This window comes from Microcoleus sp. FACHB-SPT15, assembly GCF_014849525.1.
GTDB lineage: Bacteria > Cyanobacteriota > Cyanobacteriia > Cyanobacteriales > Coleofasciculaceae > Symplocastrum > Symplocastrum torsivum.
Window position 1 is genome coordinate 23455 of the sequence record NZ_JACJNU010000008.1, and the last position, 21024, is coordinate 44478.

General features: G+C 46.2%; 20 protein-coding genes. 8 read left to right on the forward strand and 12 right to left on the reverse strand.

The genetic code is table 11. The features are described from left to right. Nucleotides 1-11: 11 nt before the first annotated feature. Both rsmI and H6F98_RS33275 read right to left on the reverse strand, forming a co-directional pair. Nucleotides 12-890 carry a 16S rRNA (cytidine(1402)-2'-O)-methyltransferase gene (gene rsmI / locus H6F98_RS03790; protein WP_192217352.1) on the reverse strand — a complete coding sequence of 293 codons (879 nt, stop codon included), beginning with the start codon at nt 888-890 and terminating at the stop codon, nt 12-14. Continuing rightward, nucleotides 887-2353 carry a GGDEF domain-containing protein gene (locus tag H6F98_RS33275; protein ID WP_242058340.1) on the reverse strand — a complete coding sequence of 489 codons (1467 nt, stop codon included), beginning with the start codon at nt 2351-2353 and terminating at the stop codon, nt 887-889. The genes rsmI and H6F98_RS33275 overlap by 4 nt, the downstream gene beginning before the upstream one ends. 148 nt (nt 2354-2501) lie before the next feature. Between H6F98_RS33275 and H6F98_RS03800 the strand changes: the two genes are divergently transcribed. Next, entirely contained in the window at nt 2502-3377 is an 876-nt protein-coding gene (locus H6F98_RS03800) for a sugar kinase (protein WP_192217353.1), read from the forward strand. A 145-nt stretch (nt 3378-3522) separates the two neighbouring features. Here the strand turns inward: H6F98_RS03800 and H6F98_RS03805 are convergent, their stop codons facing one another. Beyond that, nucleotides 3523-3741 (reverse strand): hypothetical protein, encoded by a 219-nt coding sequence (locus H6F98_RS03805; protein ID WP_192217354.1) that lies wholly within the window; start codon nt 3739-3741, stop codon nt 3523-3525. Between the two features lie 462 nt (nt 3742-4203). Between H6F98_RS03805 and H6F98_RS03810 the strand changes: the two genes are divergently transcribed. Further along, nucleotides 4204-4485: a YiaA/YiaB family inner membrane protein gene (locus H6F98_RS03810; RefSeq protein ID WP_192217355.1), complete on the forward strand. Its 282-nt coding sequence runs from the start codon at nt 4204-4206 to the stop codon at nt 4483-4485. An 86-nt stretch (nt 4486-4571) separates the two neighbouring features. Here the strand turns inward: H6F98_RS03810 and H6F98_RS03815 are convergent, their stop codons facing one another. Genes H6F98_RS03815 through H6F98_RS03825 form a run of 3 tightly spaced genes read right to left on the reverse strand, consistent with a single transcriptional unit; the run spans nt 4572 to nt 5657 of the window. After that, nucleotides 4572-5021 (reverse strand): ferredoxin, encoded by a 450-nt coding sequence (locus H6F98_RS03815; RefSeq protein ID WP_192217356.1) that lies wholly within the window; start codon nt 5019-5021, stop codon nt 4572-4574. After that, nucleotides 5021-5407, reverse strand: a complete 387-nt coding sequence (locus H6F98_RS03820; protein WP_192217357.1) for a DUF1257 domain-containing protein — start codon at nt 5405-5407, stop codon at nt 5021-5023. Before H6F98_RS03820 ends, H6F98_RS03815 begins: the two co-directional genes overlap by 1 nt. A 40-nt stretch (nt 5408-5447) precedes the next feature. Then, entirely contained in the window at nt 5448-5657 is a 210-nt protein-coding gene (locus H6F98_RS03825; RefSeq protein WP_199348288.1) for a DUF2997 domain-containing protein, read from the reverse strand. A gap of 363 nt (nt 5658-6020) precedes the next feature. On the opposite strand from H6F98_RS03825, the gene H6F98_RS03830 reads away from it, so the two are divergent. Beyond that, a complete protein-coding gene (locus H6F98_RS03830) occupies nt 6021-7061 on the forward strand; it encodes a saccharopine dehydrogenase-like oxidoreductase (RefSeq protein ID WP_192217359.1) in 1041 nt (346 codons plus the stop codon). A gap of 116 nt (nt 7062-7177) precedes the next feature. Here H6F98_RS03830 and H6F98_RS03835 read toward each other — a convergent pair whose 3' ends face one another. The 4 genes from H6F98_RS03835 to H6F98_RS03850 all read right to left on the reverse strand — a co-directional run bounded on the left by H6F98_RS03835 (nt 7178) and on the right by H6F98_RS03850 (nt 12532). Further along, the gene (locus H6F98_RS03835) at nt 7178-7765 is read right to left on the reverse strand and encodes a hypothetical protein (RefSeq protein ID WP_192217360.1); all 588 of its coding nucleotides are present in this window, start codon (nt 7763-7765) and stop codon (nt 7178-7180) included. Between the two features lie 190 nt (nt 7766-7955). Then, nucleotides 7956-9173 carry a type II secretion system F family protein gene (locus H6F98_RS03840; protein ID WP_192217361.1) on the reverse strand — a complete coding sequence of 406 codons (1218 nt, stop codon included), beginning with the start codon at nt 9171-9173 and terminating at the stop codon, nt 7956-7958. Nucleotides 9174-9309: 136 nt separating this feature from the next. Next, on the reverse strand, nt 9310-10434 hold the full coding sequence (locus H6F98_RS03845) for a type IV pilus twitching motility protein PilT (RefSeq protein ID WP_192217362.1): 1125 nt from the start codon (nt 10432-10434) through the stop codon (nt 9310-9312). Nucleotides 10435-10534: 100 nt separating this feature from the next. Next, the gene (locus tag H6F98_RS03850; RefSeq protein ID WP_192217363.1) at nt 10535-12532 is read right to left on the reverse strand and encodes a GspE/PulE family protein; all 1998 of its coding nucleotides are present in this window, start codon (nt 12530-12532) and stop codon (nt 10535-10537) included. A 949-nt stretch (nt 12533-13481) separates the two neighbouring features. Between H6F98_RS03850 and grpE the strand changes: the two genes are divergently transcribed. The 5 genes from grpE (at nt 13482) to rsgA (ending at nt 19092) form a co-directional block, all read left to right on the forward strand. Then, nucleotides 13482-14279 (forward strand): nucleotide exchange factor GrpE, encoded by a 798-nt coding sequence (gene grpE, locus H6F98_RS03855; RefSeq protein WP_396810508.1) that lies wholly within the window; start codon nt 13482-13484, stop codon nt 14277-14279. A gap of 149 nt (nt 14280-14428) precedes the next feature. Continuing rightward, nucleotides 14429-16399 carry a molecular chaperone DnaK gene (gene dnaK / locus H6F98_RS03860; protein ID WP_192217365.1) on the forward strand — a complete coding sequence of 657 codons (1971 nt, stop codon included), beginning with the start codon at nt 14429-14431 and terminating at the stop codon, nt 16397-16399. A 157-nt stretch (nt 16400-16556) separates the two neighbouring features. After that, complete coding sequence (gene dnaJ, locus H6F98_RS03865) at nt 16557-17678, forward strand: molecular chaperone DnaJ (RefSeq protein ID WP_192217366.1); 1122 nt, start codon at nt 16557-16559, stop codon at nt 17676-17678. Beyond that, a complete protein-coding gene (locus H6F98_RS03870; RefSeq protein WP_192217367.1) occupies nt 17675-17944 on the forward strand; it encodes a sulfurtransferase TusA family protein in 270 nt (89 codons plus the stop codon). Before dnaJ ends, H6F98_RS03870 begins: the two co-directional genes overlap by 4 nt. Beyond that, a complete protein-coding gene (rsgA, locus tag H6F98_RS03875) occupies nt 17941-19092 on the forward strand; it encodes a small ribosomal subunit biogenesis GTPase RsgA (RefSeq protein ID WP_192217368.1) in 1152 nt (383 codons plus the stop codon). Before H6F98_RS03870 ends, rsgA begins: the two co-directional genes overlap by 4 nt. 6 nt (nt 19093-19098) lie before the next feature. On the opposite strand, the gene H6F98_RS03880 is transcribed toward rsgA, so the two are convergent. Both H6F98_RS03880 and H6F98_RS03885 read right to left on the reverse strand, forming a co-directional pair. Further along, nucleotides 19099-19986 carry an alpha/beta fold hydrolase gene (locus H6F98_RS03880; protein WP_192217369.1) on the reverse strand — a complete coding sequence of 296 codons (888 nt, stop codon included), beginning with the start codon at nt 19984-19986 and terminating at the stop codon, nt 19099-19101. Nucleotides 19987-19989: 3 nt separating this feature from the next. Continuing rightward, on the reverse strand, nt 19990-20796 hold the full coding sequence (locus H6F98_RS03885) for a YdcF family protein (protein WP_192217370.1): 807 nt from the start codon (nt 20794-20796) through the stop codon (nt 19990-19992). Nucleotides 20797-21024: the final 228 nt, after the last annotated feature.

The following is a 21024-nucleotide window of genomic DNA, read 5'->3' on the forward strand; positions in this document are numbered from 1 at the left end:
TTCCCAATTCCCTACTCCCCACTCTCATCTAAAGTATTCACTTCCGGTAGAGCCTGATCAGGAATAGCTAAGGCTAACTGATAGAGTTGACGGCGAGGGAGTTTGGTGACTTGCGCTAACTGGCGCGATGCTTGCGATCGCGATACTCCCTGAGCCATTATCTGTTGCAACTCTGCTTTTAGAGCATCTTCTGATAGCACTGTTGTCACAACTTGAGCGCCCGCAACAACTAAAGTAAATTCTCCCTTGGGTTCACGCTGGGTATAGTGAGCGATCGCATCCTCAATTGTGCCTCGCCAGAACTCTTCATACAATTTCGTTAACTCTCGTGCCAAAACGATCTGACGGTCTTTTCCGAAATGGTCTGCCAAATCTTGCAGGCTTTTTCGTAAGCGATGAGGAGATTCGTAAAAAACTAAAGTTCTAGATTCTGCTTCCAGAGATTCTAGACGTGTTCGCCGCTCCTGACCACTTGCAGGTAAAAAGCCTTCAAACACAAATCTGTCTGTTGGTAATCCTGCCGCGCTGAGTGCTGTGATGGCAGCCGTAGCCCCAGGAATGGGTACGACTGTTATCCCGGCTTCATTACAAGCTTTAACCAACTCATAGCCAGGGTCAGAGATTCCCGGTACTCCAGCATCCGTAACCAACGCGATCGCTTTTCCCTCATGCAGTTGACTCAGTAACTCTGGAAGACGTTGAGCGCGATTGTGTTCGTGATAGCTCAACTGAGGTGTATTGATCTGAAAATGCTGCAATAGTTTTCCTGTATGGCGTGTATCTTCTGCTGCGATCGCATCTACCGATTGCAAAATCCGTACCGCCCGAAAGGTCATATCTTCCAGGTTGCCAATCGGTGTCCCTACAACATAAAGCGTTCCTAATTTCATGAAAATTTTGGCTGTTGTTCTTGCAGTTCTCGCTCATCTACTCGGTAGACATGTACTTGATTGCGCCCTTGCTTTTTTGCAGAGTAGCAAGCCGTATCCGCTGCATTTAGAATATTTTCTGGATTTAAACGGCAGTCGTTGATTGATACCAGCCCAATACTAATACCAAGGGTAAAGGTTTGGTCTTGCCACACAAATCGGAACTCTTGAATAGACTTGTGCAGTTTCTGAACAACTCGTGTGGCTTCCTCTAAAGAGCATTGATAAAGTAGCAACCCAAATTCATCACCGCCTAAGCGAGCTAAAGTATCCGATTTGCGGCACCGATTTTGCAGTAAGCTGCTGATTTGGCGTAGCAGTTCATCACCAGCCAGATGACCACAGGTATCATTAACAATTTTGAAGTGATCTAAGTCCATGTAACAAAGTGTGCATTCCTGAGCGGAAGCCCTCGCCGTACTAACAGCTCTCTCTAAGCACTTCTCAAATTCACGGCGATTCACTAAATCGGTGAGAGCATCGTGGCTTGCTTGCCAGGAGAGTTGCTCATTTACCCTTGTCAGTTCAGCCGTTCGCGCTCCCACTAGTTCTTCTAAGTGTTCTTGGTAGTGTCGTAGCGCTGTATCTGACTGCTTGCGCTCTGTGATATTTTCTACCATGGCAATGCAGAATTGGGGATTTTCTTCGGCATCACGCACCAAAGAAACAGTAAGATGACCCCACACCATCTGCTTCTGTTTGGTGATATAAATCTTTTCTAGCTGGTAGAAGTCGCGAAGACCCTCGACCATCTCTCGATAAAGCTCCGCTTCAGTTGAGATAAAGTCTGAATGGGTGAATTGAGTAAAACGCATCTTACTCAATTCGTTCTCACTGTAGCCCAACATCTTGCGGAAGGCTGGGTTTGTTGCCATCAGTTCTCCGGAAACATTCGCCAGTACAATTCCAGTCGCCGCATCCTCAAAGACTAAACGAAAGCGGGTTTCGCTTTGTTTAAGTGCGGCTTCAGCCAAGATGCGATGCCTTACGGCGGCTTCGCTAGCGCTAATTTCCTGAGCGAGTTTTTGATTAGTTGCTTCTAATTGAGCAGGGCTAGGCAGCGCTAAAGCTTGAGGAATTAAGCCAAATAGTTCTATAGCTGTGTACAAGGAAATTAATGCTGTAGTTAGCTTAATTCCTCCAGAAAGCCAATAGTCCGGATGCCAGAGTGTCCAAACTGCCATCAGATGACTTGTTCCACAAGAAATGATGAACGCCCCAAACATTAGAAAGATTCCTTGAAAGGGCATATCCCGTCGCTTGTGGACGAAGTAGATTAGCATAATTGGAATTGAAAAATACGCTAACCCAATTAGTGAGTCTGAAGCTACGTGCAACCAGACAAGTTGTGGCTTCCACAGGTAGCAGTGACCATGGGGGATGAAAGAGTTTGAGGAAAAGAAATTTTTTACAGGTTCCAGCATGAGTTGTTACTGCTCCTTAAGAGCGGATAACAAACAATATGCCTAATGTGTCCATATTATCTTCCCTCCAAGGGGCAACGCAGGTCGAACCAAAACTTACAATTTAAACTCTAAAATTTTCAGCATTAGCCTGAACTGGAGAGAGTCGATGGCAAAAAAGGGACTTTTTGTGGGAATGGTAACGTTAGATCTGGTTTATCTAAGCGAAAAGCTTCCGGATAACAATCAAAAAACTGTTGCTTCTGACTACACTGTTACCGCTGGTGGACCAGCCACGAATGCGGCAGTCACGTTTAGTTACCTGGGTAATCAAACAACACTACTCGGTGTCGTTGGCATTCACCCAATCACATACCTAATTCGAGGTGATTTAGAAAAGTATGGAGTGACTGTTGCTGATCTTGCCCCCACTACCGTTGAACCGCCACCCGTTTCTTCTATTATCGTTACCGAAACCACTGGTGATCGCGCCGTGATCTCACTCAATGCTACTAGGATACAAATTAGCCCTGAACAACTGCCTACAACTATTGGCTTAGATGTTGTCGATTTAGTGATGATTGATGGTCATCAAATGCTGGTTGGATTTGCGATCGCTCAAATTGCAAAAGATAATAATATTCCAATTGTCATTGATGGGGGTAGCTGGAAGCCTGGATTTGAAGAAATATTGCCATTTGTGGATTATGCAATTTGCTCGGCTAATTTCTATCCACCAGGTTGTACTACTTGTGAGGAAGTCATTGCTTATCTTGCCGCTATAGGGATTCCCCACATTGCCATCACCCAAGGCGAAAAACCAATCCAGTATCTCAGCGATGGTGTATCAGGTGAGTTGCCAGTACCCCCGATTAATGCCGTTGATACGATGGGGGCGGGTGACATCTTCCACGGTGCTTTCTGTCACTACATCCTAGAGCAAAACTTTACCGATGCCCTAAACGCTGCAACAAAAATTGCCTCTCGTTCTTGTGAATTCTTTGGGACTCGTCGCTGGATGGAAAACGATTCCAATCCTGGTTGATCAGCGACAACAAATTTAACTTGCATACTCTACTGGTTCTTGCTGACTGTTGACACTCCCATTTACCCAGCGAACAGTCAACGAAATAAGGCTTGGAGTTGAGAATCGTAACAAAATGTTGCTTGAAAGGAAGATGTTGAAAGCTTCAAGCTAAAGCAGAAATATCACTGACTACCTTCATCCGTCCCCGACGCAAGGCACGCAATAAGCGATCAATTGCATCTCTCTCTTCTTGGGTGAGGGAATCTTCTAGCAGTGCAGCCATTAACCCATATCTATCAGCTAGTGTAATTGTTCCAGAAGTGCTGACATGAGCAAATAAATCGGAGATAGCACCAGGTAAGAGGCGAACTTGAACGTACATCGGACTCCATAGAACTCGATACTCTTACTATGAGTCGTTTTAGATCGGTTAGGAGTGATTGAACACAAACAATCACCGTGACAATTACCCACTTTTTAGGTGAGTCAAGTCGATTTTTTGGGTGACATTACTGTTGTTTTTGTGTGAGTTACGTGCTAAGGAATGGTGATATATATCGTTGTGTTTTGTGAGCTTAGTCACAATTAGTAGTACTCTGCTGGTTCGATCAAAGCTGGTAGGGAGTTTGCGGAGCTTACGTCAGATGAATAAAAAGCGATCGCCTACCCTTCGTGACTTCAAAAACAGCTAAGACAGTCAACAGGGAGGCGCAGGTGACGTAAGCACCACCACAACTGTTCCTTGTGCAAGTTGTAAAAACTGTCTATTTGCTCCTCTATCTCTAAATTGCGATCAATATGATGCGAATAACCTACTAAAGATTTCAGTTGAGGTAGACGAATTATGCAGTCACCAGTTAGTAATCAAGTTCACAGTACAGGTTGGGTTGTTCAAGCTTGGGCTTCTTTTGTTCTGTCTGTTGGCGCTATGAGTATTGGTATTCTGAACTTGCCTGTGGATAATTGGGCAAAAGGTTATATGGGAATGGGTTTAGCTTTCACGGTTGGCTCTACAATCAGCATGGCGAAAACAACTAGAGACAACCACGAAGCCAAAAGACTAACAGCTAGAGTCGATGAAGCAAGAGTGGAGAAACTACTCAGCGAACACCACCCTCTCAAATAAAAGCAAATCCCCAATTGCACTTAAGCATTGAGGATTATCTAACTGAGAAGCTGTACCAAACAGACCCTTCGTTTTTGTATTAAGCGTTAATAATGGCTTTTCTTTTTATTCTGTTTATTCAGCTTCTTACGTCGAGCTAGGGTAGCAACGACACTAGGGTCAAGTGGATAGCCGACAAGTGGAATTACCTGATATTGCCGCTCTTCTTCAAGATGTTTCAGTTCGGTGTAATCAACCCAATGAATGCAATCAACTGGACAGGTGTCTATTGCTTCTTGAATTACCTCTTCTGAATCCCCATCCTGCTGAACTACACGCGATCGCCCGTAGTCGGGTTCGATATAAAATGTATTGCGGGCAACATGAGCGCAATGCTTACAGCCAATACAGGTGATTTCATCAACATAAATACCCTTTTGCCGTAACATCCCTCCCAGTTCTGGCTCCAAACCTGAACGCTCTGGAGCATCCCGGAAGATACCTCCTAATTCTGGCTCTAGACCCGAACGCTCCAGTGACGATGAGGAGTCAGACATTAGGCACTCCAGCGCTGTACTACCAAGCGGATTGAACCATCCTGATTTTGTTGTTGTTCGGCAACTTGAAAGCCTTGCTTAGCAGTTTCTTGCATTACCGTGTGGTAGGCATAACGCTGGGTTACACGATTGAGGAAACCATCGACAGACAAAGGCTGCTGCCAGTACTGTAAGTCGGCAACGAGTTCGTATTCATTTCCATTCCAACTAAAACCAATGTCATAGTCATTGTCTTGTTCTATGACGACTTCGGCAGTGCGGGTCTGACCTTGGTATCCTCGAACTGAGCGAGGACCAGATTTCCAGTCAGCTCCCAGGTCTGACAGAGCCGCTTGCAAAGAGACAACGTTGCGGATTTGTGTTTTAATGTTGCTGAAATGTGACATCTTAGTTTGAAATAATTTACTTTATATTGAACAAAAAAACTTACCAATCGCTGAATGTCGCTTGAGCGGTTGCTGTTGCTGACTGCTTCAACGGCTGGGCAAAATATTCTGATGTCTGCTCTTGAGAGACTACTCGCCCCAATTGAGCTTCTATGGCTGCTGTCACCTCTGAACAAGAGGCTCCAACAATACCAGTAACTTTTTCCTGTACTCGACCATCTGGATAGATGACAAACTCCAAGGTTTCCATGCTCATGGCTGACTGTTGGGTAATCCTCAATTTCGGGTGGATAGTGATTTTAGCGATCGCTTGCGCGGAGCCTTCATACCTGTTTACTAACCAATTAATTGGCGAGTAAACAGGTAATCAATCGTGAGCAATCGCCTCACTCCGAATCATATTTCAACAAAACTTAGTAAATAGCGGGGATCATACTCTAGTCTTTAAGTAGTTTCTCTTAACTTTAAGATGCCGTCAAGCTGTCGTATTTCTTAAATATCAAGCGTTAATAAAACTATACATATCCAAATTTAGGCTTACTTGTGTCTTTAGGCTGATCTATAGAGCCAGGAACTCAGATAATTAAAGTCTATTTTATTGAAGTCAGGCATTATGAGTGAAAAGCAAAGCACCAGTCCAGCTAATGTGACAACGGCTGATTCTCTAATAACAACGCCAGTACGGGTAGGCGTTCTGGGCTTTGGGGGGTTAGGGCAAGCCGCCGCCAGAGTTCTTGCCCCCAAGCATGAAATGAGTTGGGTAGCCGCCGCTGATCAAAAAGGCTATGCCTATAATGCGGCTGGATTAAACCCCGATGCCTGTATTGCGACTTATGCCTCTCAGGGTTCATTAGGTTATCTAGAACCAACAGGTACTCTCAGCAACCACAGTATTTCAGACTTAATTGAACAAGCGTCTGTTGATGGGTATTTTTTAGCCTTGCCAAATTTGCCCAATACCTTTATGGCATCTGTAGCACGACAATTTATTCAAGCTGGATGGCAGGGTGTATTAGTCGATGCCCTTAAGCGTACCAGTGCAGTTGAGCAGTTGTTGGAGTTGCAAGCTGAACTTCAAGCAGCAGGCATCACCTACATGACAGGCTGTGGTGCGACACCAGGATTATTAACAGCCGCCGCCGCTTTAGCCGCTCAAAGTTATGCCGAGATTCATCAGGTGAAAATTACCTTTGGGGTTGGGATTGCGAATTGGGAAGCTTACCGGGCAACAATCCGGGAGGATATTGCTCACCTCCCTGGCTATGATGTTGAACGTGCCAGGGCAATGAGTGATGCTGAGGTGGAAGCTTTACTCGAAAAGACGAACGGCATCCTGAGCCTGGAGAATATGGAACACGCCGATGATGTAATGTTGGAATTGGCAGGAATTTGTCCGCGCGATCGCGTTACTGTTGGTGGTATTGTTGATACACGCAACGCCAAAAAACCTCTTAGTACCAATGTCCAAGTGACTGGTCGTACCTTCGAGGGCAAAATTTCGACTCATACCTTTACCCTTGGTGATGGAACCAGCATGGCAGCCAATGTCTGTGGTCCCGCATTCGGCTACCTCAAAGCTGGAGTATCGTTACACCAACGCGGAATCTATGGTTTATTTACTGCTGCCGAAGTAATGCCGCAGTTTGTCAAGTAGTGTAGCAGAAATCAACAAAAGCTGATAGTAATAGTTAGCCATTAGTAGTTAGTAGGAAGAATGCCGACTAACTACTAATAACTAACAACCAAGAACTAAGAACCAACAACCAACCATCAAGCCGGAGGACTTTCAGGAGACAACGTTCCTAACTCTTCCTCCTCCATAATTTCTGGCATCTCCACAATAAAAGGTAGACTTGCACCCAACAAGCCTCGTTGAATGCGTTGAGGAGTCTCTGGAAATACAACAAACAGTGGATAAATGCGATTATCTCCCTCGCTAAGTACGTGTTGATAGCGGATAGGCATCAACCACTCGTAGTCTTTGTCTAACAGCACTTGTGTTTGACGCCAACGACTTAATAAGTCGGAAAAGTCCTCGTGGGGGCGATGGATAAAGACAAGAATCTCAACCCCCATCTTAATTTTCCATTCCGGATCGCACATCAAAATAGCAACATCACAGGGCAAGCAAACAGCGCCCTGTAAGCTAGTAAGACCACTGGCAGTGTTATGTCCTGGTGGCTGAGGATTGCGGATACGCACAATCGGCAAGGGAATCGTAATCACGCTTTCGTCAGGTCGGCGCATACTCGGAATCATCTCTAGATACGGCCGATATTTCTTAAGCAGTGCGATCGCTGCCTCATGATTGCTGTACTCCGCTAAGCTAGCTTCGTAATCCGATTGCTTAATAGGCATTTTTCTAGATTTAAAAAGCGATAATTAACTAAATTTTTCTTAACAGTCTAGTAAAGTGGATTAGACAGATGACTTCTAAACAAATAGAGGGTTTCCACGTCCTCAGACCTCTGAATCAACAATGAAAACCCTCTCCTAAAAAGCCATAGGAACTTAAAATTTCCTACTCTTGCTTTAAGCCGTTTGACTTCTATCCCAAAGCATCATAGACCTTAAACAGAGGCAGATACATGGAAAGCAGAATCACAGCTACCATCCCTGCCAAGAGAACCATCATGACTGGTTCGATAAGGCTAGTCAGTGCTTTAACAGCTTGCTCTACTTCATCTTCATAGAAGTCAGCTACCTTCATCAGCATGGCATCCAACTCACCCGTTTCTTCACCAATGCTGATCATCTGAATTGCCAAGAGTGGAAACACTTGATCTCGTTGCAAGGCAAGACTAATCATCCCACCTTGTTGAATATCTTGCTTCGCTGCCTCCACAGCATTGGCAATGACTTGGTTGCCAGAGGTATCGCGAACAATATCTAATGCTCCGAGAATTGGTACTCCTGAACGAGTCAACGTCCCAAAAATTCGGCAAAAGCGAGCAACTGCGGCTTTTTGATTCAAATCACCAAACAGCGGCATTTTCAGCAAAAAGCCATCGATTTGTAAACGACCCATTGGTGTCTTGTAATACCACCGGAAGGCGATGCTGACAATGATGACAAAGGCGATCGGAATAATGATTCTCCAGCTTCTGAGGATTTCGCTTATATTGACCATAAATTGGGTCAAAGCTGGCAACTCTACACCCAACTCCTCAAAAATCTCAGCAAAAATTGGGATTAAAAACACCGTCATCGCGAAAAAGACAAGAATCGCAATGACTCCAACTGCCACAGGGTAAGCCAAGGCTGACTTGACTTGGTTTCTCAACCGTGCCATGTCCTCAAGAACTTTGGCTAATCGGTTTAGTACCTCATCAAGGACACCCCCAACCTCGCCAGCCTGAACCATGCTAACGTACAAGGTGTCAAAACACTCTGGGTGTTTACGCATTGCCTCAGAGAGATTTGTTCCCTGCTGCACCTCACCGCTAATGGCAACTAGGGCTTTTTTCAGCTTTGGCTTAGGACACTGTTCTGATAAGACACCAAGGCAGCGAACCATAGCCACCCCAGCATTGACCATGGCAGCAAATTGGCGCGAAAAGACAGCCTTATCTCTGATTGTGACAGAGCTAAAGCTTGTCATGAATTCTTTTACATCAAAGTCAATGCCGAAGCTTTTCTTGATGTTTCCGACGATAGGATAGCGGTTTTGGAGGATGCTACGGGCTTGTTCGGGAGAAGTCGCTTCAATTTTTTCTTTCTTAGCGTTTCCTCTGACGTCCCGAACTTCAGCAATGAAGGTAGGCATGGCTTGAGTTTAGATGAAAGTAAAGCAGCTGGATAAAACAATAATTTCATTGTTAATTTTGAGTGTTATTCAGTCTTAAAGACTCAGGACTAATACCGCTGCACTAGCCTAGTAACACTCAAAACTAACTGAAAACCTAACGAGTCTGCTTAGCAGGAACTCTGGCACTGATATTAGCCGAACTTGCTGAACCCGCAAGAATACGCTGCAACTCGTCGGGCTTAGAACTCTTGGATGCCGCTATCTCAAATGAGATTTGACCCGTTCTAACAAGATTAGCTAAAGACTGTTCCATCGTCTGCATCCCCATCTTCATCCCCGTTTGAATCGCGGAGTACATTTGAGCCACTTTTCCTTCTCGGATGAGGTTTGCGATCGCAGGTGTCACAATCATGATTTCTTGAGCCATTACCCGACCAAACTCACCCGGTTTCGGATTTTTCTTGGGCACTAGGGTTTGACTAAACACCGCAATTAGCGAGTTAGATAGCTGAGCATTGATTTGTTGTTGTTGTTCTGGCGGGAACACGTCGATAATCCGGTTTACCGTCGAAGCCGCTGAACTGGTATGGAGGGTACCCATTACCAAGTGACCTGTTTCAGCAGCAGAAATGGCAAGAGAAATTGTATCCAAATCCCGCATTTCCCCAACCAAAATCACATCAGGGTCTTCCCGTAGTGCTGACTTCAGGGCATTAGCAAAGCTTTTTGTGTCTTCACCCTTTTGACGTTGGTGAATCAAGCTCTTGACATTTGGGAATACATATTCTATTGGGTCTTCCACCGTCAGGATGTGTTCTCCTCGTGTGCGGTTGATTAAGTCAACCATCGCCGCCAGTGTAGTGGTTTTACCCGAACCTGTTGGTCCTGTCACCAAGACCAAGCCTCTGGGTCGTTCACTCATTTCCCGAACAATATCTGGCAGTCCCAACTGGTCAAAGTTAGGAATCTTAGAAGACAAGGCTCTCAATGCCGCCGCATAGTAACCACGCTCTTTGTAAACATTAACGCGGAAGCGAGCCAACCCTTTAACCCCGTAAGAACAATCCAATTCCCAGTTTTGCTCCAAATCCTTACGTTGTGTGTTGTTGAGCATACTGAAAATCAGCTTCTGACACTCTTGAGCGGTCAGTGGATCTTCACTAATTGGCTGGAGTTTTCCGCTAATCCGGAAGTAGACGGGGGCACCCGCTTGAAGATGCATATCTGAGCCGCCCAGCTCAATTAGCTGCTCCATTAAGTCTTCAATCATCAAGTCCATGACACTGTCTCCTGAGGTAGTTGTTAGTTGTTAGTTTTTGGTTGTTAGTTGTTAGTTAGAAGACGTTATCAATCCTAAAAACTAACAACTGTTTTTTAGACTAAAAACGAGGGGTCATACAGTAAGGACAGTCGAGCCACTCTGGTTGATTGTCTGCGCCACAAGTCCGACAAGTGAGGGAAGTCTTGCGTTTGGCTCTAAGTTCTGACTCTAGTCCGGAATCAGTAAACGTGACTCGTTCCACTTCTTCGAGTGTGGTGTAGCCTTGCTGCACTAGGTTCAAGCTGTAGGAGAGTAATGTGACCATTCCCTCATCTACTGCCGCTTCCTTAATCCGCTCAGTGGGGGCACCGTCGTTAATTAGGGTTTGGACAGTTTCGCTAACACGCATGACTTCATAGACACCAACCCGTCCCTTATAGCCAACACCACTACATTTTGTGCAAAGTTTACCTGTATTTCTCGCCTCCTGAATTTCCTCAGCTCGCAACGTATTGGCTTGATATAAGGTGATTTCTCCCTCATTGGAAGCTGATAAACCAAAACGAGCGAGTTCCGCTGAGCTTGGTAGATAAGAGATGCGACAATCTGGACAAACACGTCGCACCAAGCGTTGCGCCAATACACCCAACAGTGCGCCGGATACCATGAAAGGTTCAACGCCCATTTCGTCTAAACGTGCGATCGCACCAGCCGCATCATTAGTGTGAAGCGTTGTCAATACCAAGTGACCTGTAAGAGCCGCTTCAATCGCCGTTTTCGCTGTTTCCTTGTCCCGTGTTTCACCAACTAGAATCACATCTGGGTCTTGTCGCAGAAAAGACCGGAGAATTGAGGCAAAGTCCATGCCTTTTTCTCGCAACACCTGCACCTGAGTAATTCCTGGTAAGGAATACTCAATTGGGTCTTCAGCCGTACTGATATTGACTCCAGGGTCATTTCGTTCTGCCAGCATCGAGTATAGAGTTGTTGATTTACCAGAACCCGTGGGTCCGGTGACTAAGATTAGTCCAAATGGTTTGTTTGCCATTTCTCTAACTATTTGCAGCGTATCTTCGTCTGTAATCAACTTGTCCAAACCTAGCTGCGTGGCGGAGTTGTCCAAAATCCGCAAAACAACCTTCTCGCCGTAGCGACTGGGTAGGGTACTGACTCGAAAGTCTACTTTGCGACCTTGAAACATCCGCCGGATTTTCCCGTCTTGAGGTAGGCGTCGTTCCGCAATGTCCAACTCCGCCATAATTTTGAATCGGGCGGAAATCGCTGCGGTGATTTTCTTCGGCAAATCAAATGCTTGACGCAAAACCCCATCTTTACGGAAACGGATGCGTAAAGAATCTTCTTGGGGTTCAACGTGAATGTCAGATACATCCTCTTGCAGTGCCTTCGCCATGATTTTGTTAACCATGTTGATTACCGGGGCACCAGAGGCATCATTCAACGAGGAATCTAGATCCGGCTCAACTTCATCCGTCGCCTCCTGCAACGTGTCAAGAGTGTCTAAATTCTCAAGGTCTTCTTTGACATCTACAGCTTTTTCGACCTCTAGCTGCTTCTGACGAGCAAGTTGTTCATCAAGGTATCTAGAAATTAGCTGCTGATAATCTTCTTGGGTAATGACCATCCGTTGCAAGGCAATACCCTGAGGCCGCAGAATCCGGGTCAAATCATCCTGGGCATCTAAATTATCAGGGTCAACCATTGCCACCAAGATTGATGGAGGCTGCGTTTCCTTTTTTGCGAGTGGGACTAAGCGATAGCGGCGACAGATATCAATGGGTAGTAGAGTATCGATCAATTGACCGACTTGGTGATTGGAAATCTCACTGATTTCCGGATCGAGAGACTCAACCCCGTAAAGAACTTTTAGTTCAAATAATTGCTGTTTTTTGTATTGGCGTAGTAAGTCAGGTGACAACTGACGCCCTGTGACCGATTCGAGAATCTCTGTCAGTGGTCTTCCTGACTTGCGGGTTTCTACCAGTGCTTGATGCATCTGGTCATTGTCAACGTAACCCGCTTGAATTAACTTATTGCCGAAGGGCGAAAAATCGTTACGGACAATAAGGGCACGCCGTGGTGATGAGGATTGAGTCATAGCGGCTCTTGAATATCTCCTTACGTTATAAGTTATTTCCGACATTACAAAATTATTCCCAAAAGCTATGGATTCAATAGCATTTGAGAAAAGGGAGCTTCGGGGCAACAAGCGTCAACTGATACGCTTTGACTTGAGCAGCGTGACCGTCGCTCTTTCCTTAAGGCGGTTACCTCGTAAACCCTTAGGGAAAAGGCTTTTTATCACGTTATGCTGTCTCGCCCACACATTTTGATTTACAAATATCCTGACGACGAGGAAACGCCAGTTTGAAAGATATCTGAACTTGATAAAATTTTAGGTGCGAGCAGAAGCAGCATCATGCTTTATGTAGAATATTTTATTGATGATAGCTTTTACCAACTCGCGTTTGCACCGCTCGGACAAAGCTTTGTCAGCGATCGCAAGGTGATCCCAAAGGTCAGTTCATTCCTCCCTCAACCTCCATAATAGAGAAAACTCCCCCTACAGACATATTTTCTGTAGGCGAGTTATTTACTAGCTGTGTTAAGCTCCCCAGTCATAGCTAGGATGGCATCGGTAGAAGAATTCAGTCGTTGAGCAGGGGCTAGGAAGGCAAAACTCAAACAGCAATTGAGGTGAAAGCTGCATAGGAAGCCTAGCCGTAAACGTTAATGCTGTTTAAAAAATGTTACCTTGTGTTATGGGTAAACCAGGCGGAACGGTTTTACAGCCTAAACGGATAAAGTATGTAGACAAGCCAGCAGGGAGCTGCATAGAAAGTCCTGATGTCTGCCCTAAGGAAGCTGTTGGTGTTCAACCTAGATAGGATAGGATTTGAAAGATTAGTAATCCTACCCCGCTGGGTACTGTTTCCTCAAGCTGTAACCCGAAAAAACCGAGTAGGAATTGGGTTGCTAGTGGAAAATAATAGGCAAACAAGACCGCAATTACTAGCAGTCTTTTAATTGGGATGAGTGGAGTAATGATCGACGAAGAAAATCAGCAAGATAACACGACACGACAGACAGATAAGCCGATGGAGGATAGCTTAAAAAATCAGGGTGGAGAGTCGGCAGCAGCAGAGGTGGACTTGACTAGCCAAGTTGATTTGGAGTCACTACCCACATTGGATGATCTAGCGGCTGACCTAGATGACACTTCAGTTGTAACTGAACAAGGAGAAGTTGGGGAGTCTGTGGCAGTAGAGGCAGATGGTTCAGCCTCGTCACCGGCGGAGATGGACTTAGCGATACTAGAAAGCTTGAAGCGGGAAAATGAGGCGCTTAAAGCTCAACTAGAAGATATTTCTCAGCAAACTGAGTCCTTTAAAACGCAATCAATGCGGATTGCAGCAGATTTCGACAACTTCCGCAAGCGTACCTCGAAAGAGAAAGAAGATTTGGAGGTGCAAGTCAAGCGGAATACGATTAGTGAGTTGCTGCCCGTAATTGATAACTTTGAGCGGGCGCGATCGCAAATTAAACCCCAAACGGATGGGGAAATGACAATCCACAAAAGCTATCAAGGTGTCTATAAGCAGCTAGTAGATTGCCTGAAGCGCATTGGTGTTGCTCCGATGCGTCCAGAAGGGCAAGAATTTGACCCCAATCTCCACGAAGCGGTGATGCGGGAACCGACAAACGAATATCCAGAAGGAGTAGTGATCGAACAGCTAATGCGAGGATACTTCATCGGCGATCGCGTGCTGCGCCATGCTATGGTCAAAGTTGCTGCGGCTGCGGAACCCGTGGTAACCTCAGAGGAAGGTATCCCAGAAACCTAGTGGCAAGCCCATTAACCGTCCTTTGGCTTCGATCTTCAAGCATGAGTACGAGCCAGTAAATAAGGAGTGTTGAGCCAGGGTAAAATCCGGTCTTGTATTCGATTTATCGACATTCAAAAAACTCTACATAATCTTTAAGCCGAAGCACTATGGGAAAAGTCATTGGCATCGACCTAGGCACGACCAATAGTTGCGTCGCTGTTTTAGAAGGGGGTCAGCCCATCGTCATTTCTAACTCGGAAGGTGGGCGAACCACTCCGAGTATAGTGGGATTTGGCAAAGCAGACGAACGCTTAGTGGGTCAACTGGCAAAGCGGCAAGCAGTGACGAATGCCGAGAATACTGTATATAGCATTAAGCGCTTCATCGGACGGCGGTGGGATGATACGGCGACCGAGCGAGGACGGGTACCTTATACCTGCGTCAAAGGTCGAGATGATACCGTCGATGTCCAGATTCGAGGTCGTGACTATACCCCTCAAGAAGTCTCCGCAATGATTTTGCAAAAGCTCAAAGCTGATGCAGAAAACTTTCTTGGGGAAACTGTCGAGCAAGCCGTGATTACGGTTCCGGCATACTTTACAGATGCTCAACGGCAAGCTACAAAAGATGCTGGAACAATTGCAGGTCTAGAAGTCCTGCGAATTATTAATGAACCCACGGCAGCCTCCCTGGCATACGGTCTAGACAAACAAGATCAAGAGCAAACAATCTTGGTGTTTGACTTGGGTGGTGGCACCTTTGATGTTTCCGTTTTGCAACTGGGAGACGGCGTATTTGAAGTCAAGGCAACCTCTGGCAACAACCACTTGGGAGGGGATGACTTCGATAATGTGATTGTTCTCTGGATGACTGAAAACTTCAAGGAAGCTGAAGGAATCGACCTGGGAAGTGACAAAATGGCACTTCAGCGCTTACGAGAAGCGGCTGAAAAAGCAAAAGTTGAAGTCTCCAGCATGGTGACAACCTCAATCAACTTGCCATTTATCACAGCCGATGAAACAGGCCCCAAGCACTTGGAGATGGAACTGTCACGAGCAAAATTTGAAGAACTGGCAAGCGAACTCATTCAGGGAACAATTGAGCCAGTGACTCAGGCGCTTAAAGACTGTGACCTCAAGCCAGAGGATATTGACCGTATTCTCTTAGTTGGTGGTTCGACCCGCATCCCAGCCGTCCAGGAAGCCATCAAAAAGTTCTTTGGCGGTAAGTCCCCTGACCGTTCGGTTAACCCTGATGAAGCCGTCGCCCTAGGCGCAGCGATTCAAGGTGGTGTTTTAGGTGGCGAAGTTGAAGACTTGCTGCTACTTGACGTAACCCCTCTATCGCTGGGTATTGAAACCTTAGGAGAAGTCTTCACAAAAATCACCGAGCGGAACACGACGATTCCGACCAGTAAGTCTCAGATATTTTCTACTGCAACCGATGGACAAACATCTGTAGAAATCCATGTTTTGCAGGGAGAACGGGCAATGGCAAAGGATAACAAAAGCCTGGGCAAGTTTCTGCTGACGGGTATTCCCCCAGCGCCTCGTGGTGTCCCTCAAATTGAAGTCTCCTTTGAAATTGATGTCAACGGGATTTTAAAAGTCTCAGCGGCTGATAAAGGTACAGGTAGAGAGCAAAGTATCCGGATTACCAACACAGGTGGATTGAGTGCAACTGAAGTGGAACGGATGCGGGAAGAGGCAGAAAAATTTGCAGATGCTGACCGTCGCCGTGTTCAATTAGTTGAACTCAAAAATCAAGCTGATAGCCATATCTACAGCTATGAGACGACCTTGAAGGACAACGGCAACCTAGTTCGTGAAGAACTCAAGGTGCAAGGTGAAGAGAAAAAGCAAAAGCTGCTTGCCGTGTTTAGTGATCGATCAGCTAGTGTTGAGGAAGCAAAGCAACGGCTAGACGACTTCCAACAAACTCTATTTGCGATTGGTGCTGATGTGTATGGGCAAGCTTCACGCAATTTGGATGGCGATGAGTCTACCGAACCACAGGAGGAAAGTGCAGCTCCGGAATTTAGAGACCATTCTGATTCCCCTACGGAAGAAGAAGGTTTGATTTTTGACTTTGATGATGAAACAATGACAGCTGACTACGAGCCAGTTGACGCTGATTAAGGCAAGCTTATAAAACTAGGTAGCACTCAGCTTGTTTTCTGATAGACAATGATATGGATGTATGGGTGATCGTTAGAAGCGATCCGTCGCTTTACTTCTATTACCTAACGTCCACAAGTCCGCCCCTATTCAATAACCAAACACCGATCAGCGCTTTATGGCTGACTTTTATGAGACTCTTGGCGTCTCTCGTGACGCAGACAAAGAAGAACTGAAGCAAGCTTACCGTCGCCTTGCTCGGAAGTATCATCCTGATGTCAATAAGGAAGCAGGGGCTGAAGAGCGCTTTAAGGAAATTAATCGAGCTTACGAAGTCCTTTCAGAACCAGAAACTAGGGCACGCTATGACCGCTTCGGAGAAGCTGGTGTTTCGGGCGCGGGAGCTGGCTACCCAGATTTTGGGGACATGGGCTTTGCCGATATTTTTGAAAGCTTCTTCAGCGGCTTCGGGGCTGGCATGGGTCAGCAAGGTACTCGGAGGCGTAGCGGTCCAGCGCGAGGTGATGACCTGCGACTAGACTTGAAGCTGGAATTCCGGGAAGCTGTATTTGGCGGTGAAAAGGAAATCCGGATTCCTCATTTAGAAAACTGTAACGTCTGTAGCGGGACAGGTGCTAAGGCAGGAACTCGACCGCGTACCTGCCCCACTTGTAGCGGTTCGGGACAAGTGCGTCGGGCGACCCGGACACCTTTTGGGCAATTTACTCAAGTCTCTGTATGTCCTAGCTGTAATGGTGATGGACAGGTGGTTGAGGATAAGTGCGAAAATTGTGGCGGTGCGGGTCGCAAACAAGAAACGAAAAAGCTGAAAATCACCATCCCAGCGGGAGTAGATAATGGTACTCGCCTGCGGGTTTCTAAAGAAGGAGACGCAGGGGCACGGAATGGCCCGCCTGGAGACTTGTACGTCTACTTATTTATTGAGGAAGACGCAGAGTTTCATCGGGATGGAATTAATGTTCTGTCTGAGATAAAGATCAGTTATCTGCAAGCGATTTTGGGATGTCGGCTGGAAGTCAATACAGTGGATGGGCCGGTGGAGTTAACGATTCCTCCAGGAACACAGCCGAGTACGGTTTTGACACTGGAAAATCACGGTGTACCCAAGCTAGGGAACCCAGTCAGTCGGGGCGACCATCTGATTACGATTTTGATTGATATCCCGAATCGGATTACGGCGGAAGAACGGGAACTGTTAGAGAAGCTGGCAAAAATCAAAGGCGATCGCACAGGTAAGGGTGGTCTAGAAGGCTTTTTGGGAGGGCTGTTTCGCGGATGAGTAACCCAACGGCATCGATACCAAACTCGATGCCTGATGCTCAGTTAGATTTGCGCGGGACACCTTGCCCGATTAACTTCGTGCGTACCAAACTCCGCCTGGAGCAAATGACACCAGGAGCCTTATTAGAAGTGTGGCTCGACCCTGGAGAACCCATTGAGCAGGTACCAGACAGTTTGGCGATGGAGGGATACTCCATTGAGGAAGTCGATGATCGCACTGACTACTTTGCCTTGAAGGTACGTCGTCCGCTTGCCTCCGCATGAGTGGTGCATCACCTGATCTTGATTTGTCCCAAGTTTCTACGCCGTTACTGGGAACAGTAGTTGCAGTGCAGGCAAATTTCTATCAGGTGCAGCTTGATTCTAGGCTAGGTGGTACTAGCGATAGTAACAAATCCCTAGAGCTAAAATCTCCCTCTTCCGTTGCTACGGGAGAAAGCCAGAATATTCAACTACTGTGTACTCGCCGAACGCGGCTGAAGAAAATTGGTAAGCGGGTAATGGTGGGCGATCGCGTTTTGGTGGAAGAACCCGACTGGGTAGATGGACGGGGTGCGATATCAGACGTTTTACCCCGCAAAACCCTGCTAGACCGCCCCCCAGTTGCCAATGCCGAGCAAATTCTCCTTGTCTTTGCCCTCGTAGACCCTCCCTTAGACCCTTACCAACTGACTCGATTTCTGGTTAAGGCTGAGTCTACGGGGTTAGATGTCTGCTTGTGCTTGAATAAGAAGGACTTAGTACCTGATGAAGAGTTGGAAGAGTGGAGGAATCACCTCAAAGATTGGGGTTATGAACCTGTATTTATCAGCGTTCATACTCATCAGGGGGTAAAGGGACTAAGTAAGCAACTGAGCCAGAAAGTCACGATTTTGGCTGGCCCCTCTGGTGTTGGTAAATCTAGCCTCATCAATCAGCTAATTCCAAATGTTAGGCAGAGGGTGGCTGAAGTATCCGGCAAACTCAGTCGAGGGCGTCATACAACCCGTCATGTGGAACTGTTTGAGTTGCCTGGGGGTGGACTCCTGGCAGATACTCCAGGCTTTAACCAGCCTGACATTGATTGTAGTCCGGAAGAGTTAACTCAGTATTTTCCAGAAGCACGGCAGCGACTAGCGGCTAATCACTGTCACTTTAGCAACTGCCTGCATCGAGACGAACCGAATTGTGCAGTGCGGGGTGACTGGGAGCGATATGGGTATTATTTGGATTTGTTGGAAGATGCGATCGCATGGAAAGAGCATCTGAATCAACAAGCTGATCCAGAGTCAACCCTGAAGGCAAAAAATAAAGGAAAAGGGCAAACTCAGTACGAACCTAAACTAGAAAGTAAGAAATATCGTCGGCTTTCCCGTCGCGCTCAACAGCAAGCACTCGATGAGATGTATAAAGACAGGGACACGGATTTGTAAATGGGCTTAATCATCCCGGAATTCTAGAATATACTTAGCGGTTATCTGAGGTTGCTCAAGGTGAGGAACGTGACCGCAATCCTTAATCCAAATGAGTTGGGAATTTGCGATCGCTTCCTTAAACTTATACGCATCACCAGTCCCTAAAATTTGGTCAGACTCTCCCCACAAAATTAGCGTCGGCTGCTTAATTTCTGATAGCTTCTCTCCAAACGAGCTATAGCCTCCACTTTTTGTAAAAGCAATCAAAGCTTGCTGCCAACCTTGGGACTTCAAATGCAACGCCGCACAGAGTTGTGCATCAACCGAGGCAAAGCTTTTGTCGTGGTAAGCATTGATGCTAATCCGTTGACGGACTTTTGGATTACTCAAAAATGCCGTAGCTAGAGCGCCTAATGGCCCAAACATAAACTTACTAACATTCGGCCCAGCCGTATAGCCAGCACTATCAAGTAACACCAACTTTTTTACAGCTTCTGGGTAGGCAAGCGTAAAATCAATTGCTGCTGCCCCTCCCATCGAAGTACCCACTAAAATCACAGGTTGATTAATCAGTGTTTTCCAGAAGTAGTAGAAATGACTTTTAATGGCTGCTGGACTAAAGGGAATTTCTGTCAAGCGTTCTGTAAAGCCAAAACCCAACAAATCCACTGCCCAAGTTTCATTTTCAGCAGCAAGCAACGGTAGCAAACGGCGAAACTCAAACACAGAACTGTCAAAACCATGCAGCAATAAAATTGGCGTTCCACCACTGCCCTGACGCACATAGGTTGTTGTAATCGGTTGCTTACTTAGAGGCGCTGTAATGGCAATTTGCTGGATACTCTGAGCAAGAGCAATTGATGTAGACTCAGTTAGCTGAGCAATTTCAAACGGAAGAAAATCGGTAGACATAAATTAGGGAAAGCGGCGCTGCTGACCATATTGTTCAGCTTTTTGTACCAGGTTTACAAGTTCAGGATTATTCAAGTTAGGGATTCGCTGCCCCTGAAACAGTTCACGTATTCCAGACGTGATTAGGAAAAGGTATTCTCTAAACGTGAGAAAAGCTTTGTCCATAAAGGATATGTTGTTGGGTAGGGGGCTGGTGTGAGGAATCACAGTAAAACCCCGATCACGGAAATCAAGAAGCGATCGCCACATATGGGGTCCATCAGTAACTAGTAGAATTCGCCGAATCCCTTGTGCCTGTAGAATTGCTGCCGAGAACAAGGCATTTTCCGGTGTCGTTAACGAACAATCTTCCCCATCTAGCGATCGCACAGGAATGCCCTTCTTCTCAAATAGCGGCAACATCCTGGCAGTATCCCCCGTACCACTCACAAAAATTAGAGGCGCTCGTTTAGCTTTCCATAGTTCAGCCGCAACATCAATGCGTGGTATCCCAAGTTCTGTTCCTCTCCCCAGCACGACAATTGCTTGTACTGCTGTACCCGAATCAACTGGCAGGAAAAGAACCAGTCCTTTATCTGCCACTGCCAACAATACCAATAAAGTGGCAGTGACAGCACTTAGCAATAAAATTCCTCTAGGCTTACTGAACTGACGTTTCCAGCATGAACGCCTAAGCAGCAAGCGCACTCCGAAAAACACCAAAAGGAGTGGTACTACTAACAAGGGAATTTTAAGCCAATCAAACTGTCCCCAGTTCGAGAACAGAGGAAACTGGGTAAATTGGCGATCGCACAACGGTGAATCAAACATTGAAGTCAGCAGAGTTGGGTAGTATTGTCAAGCTATAGTCTCTAGTCTGTTATAGCCTTCGTTTCAATCAAGGCAGTCCTTGTTTGATGACTAACACTCCAGTCTCTCCCGATAGAAAGATGTTCTACCGCTTCAAAGGGGAGAAAATCAAAACCAGGTTTACTGAACTTAATGATTACTCAAATGTAGGAAAAGTGAATATTTAGTAGAACAAACACGTATCGCGCT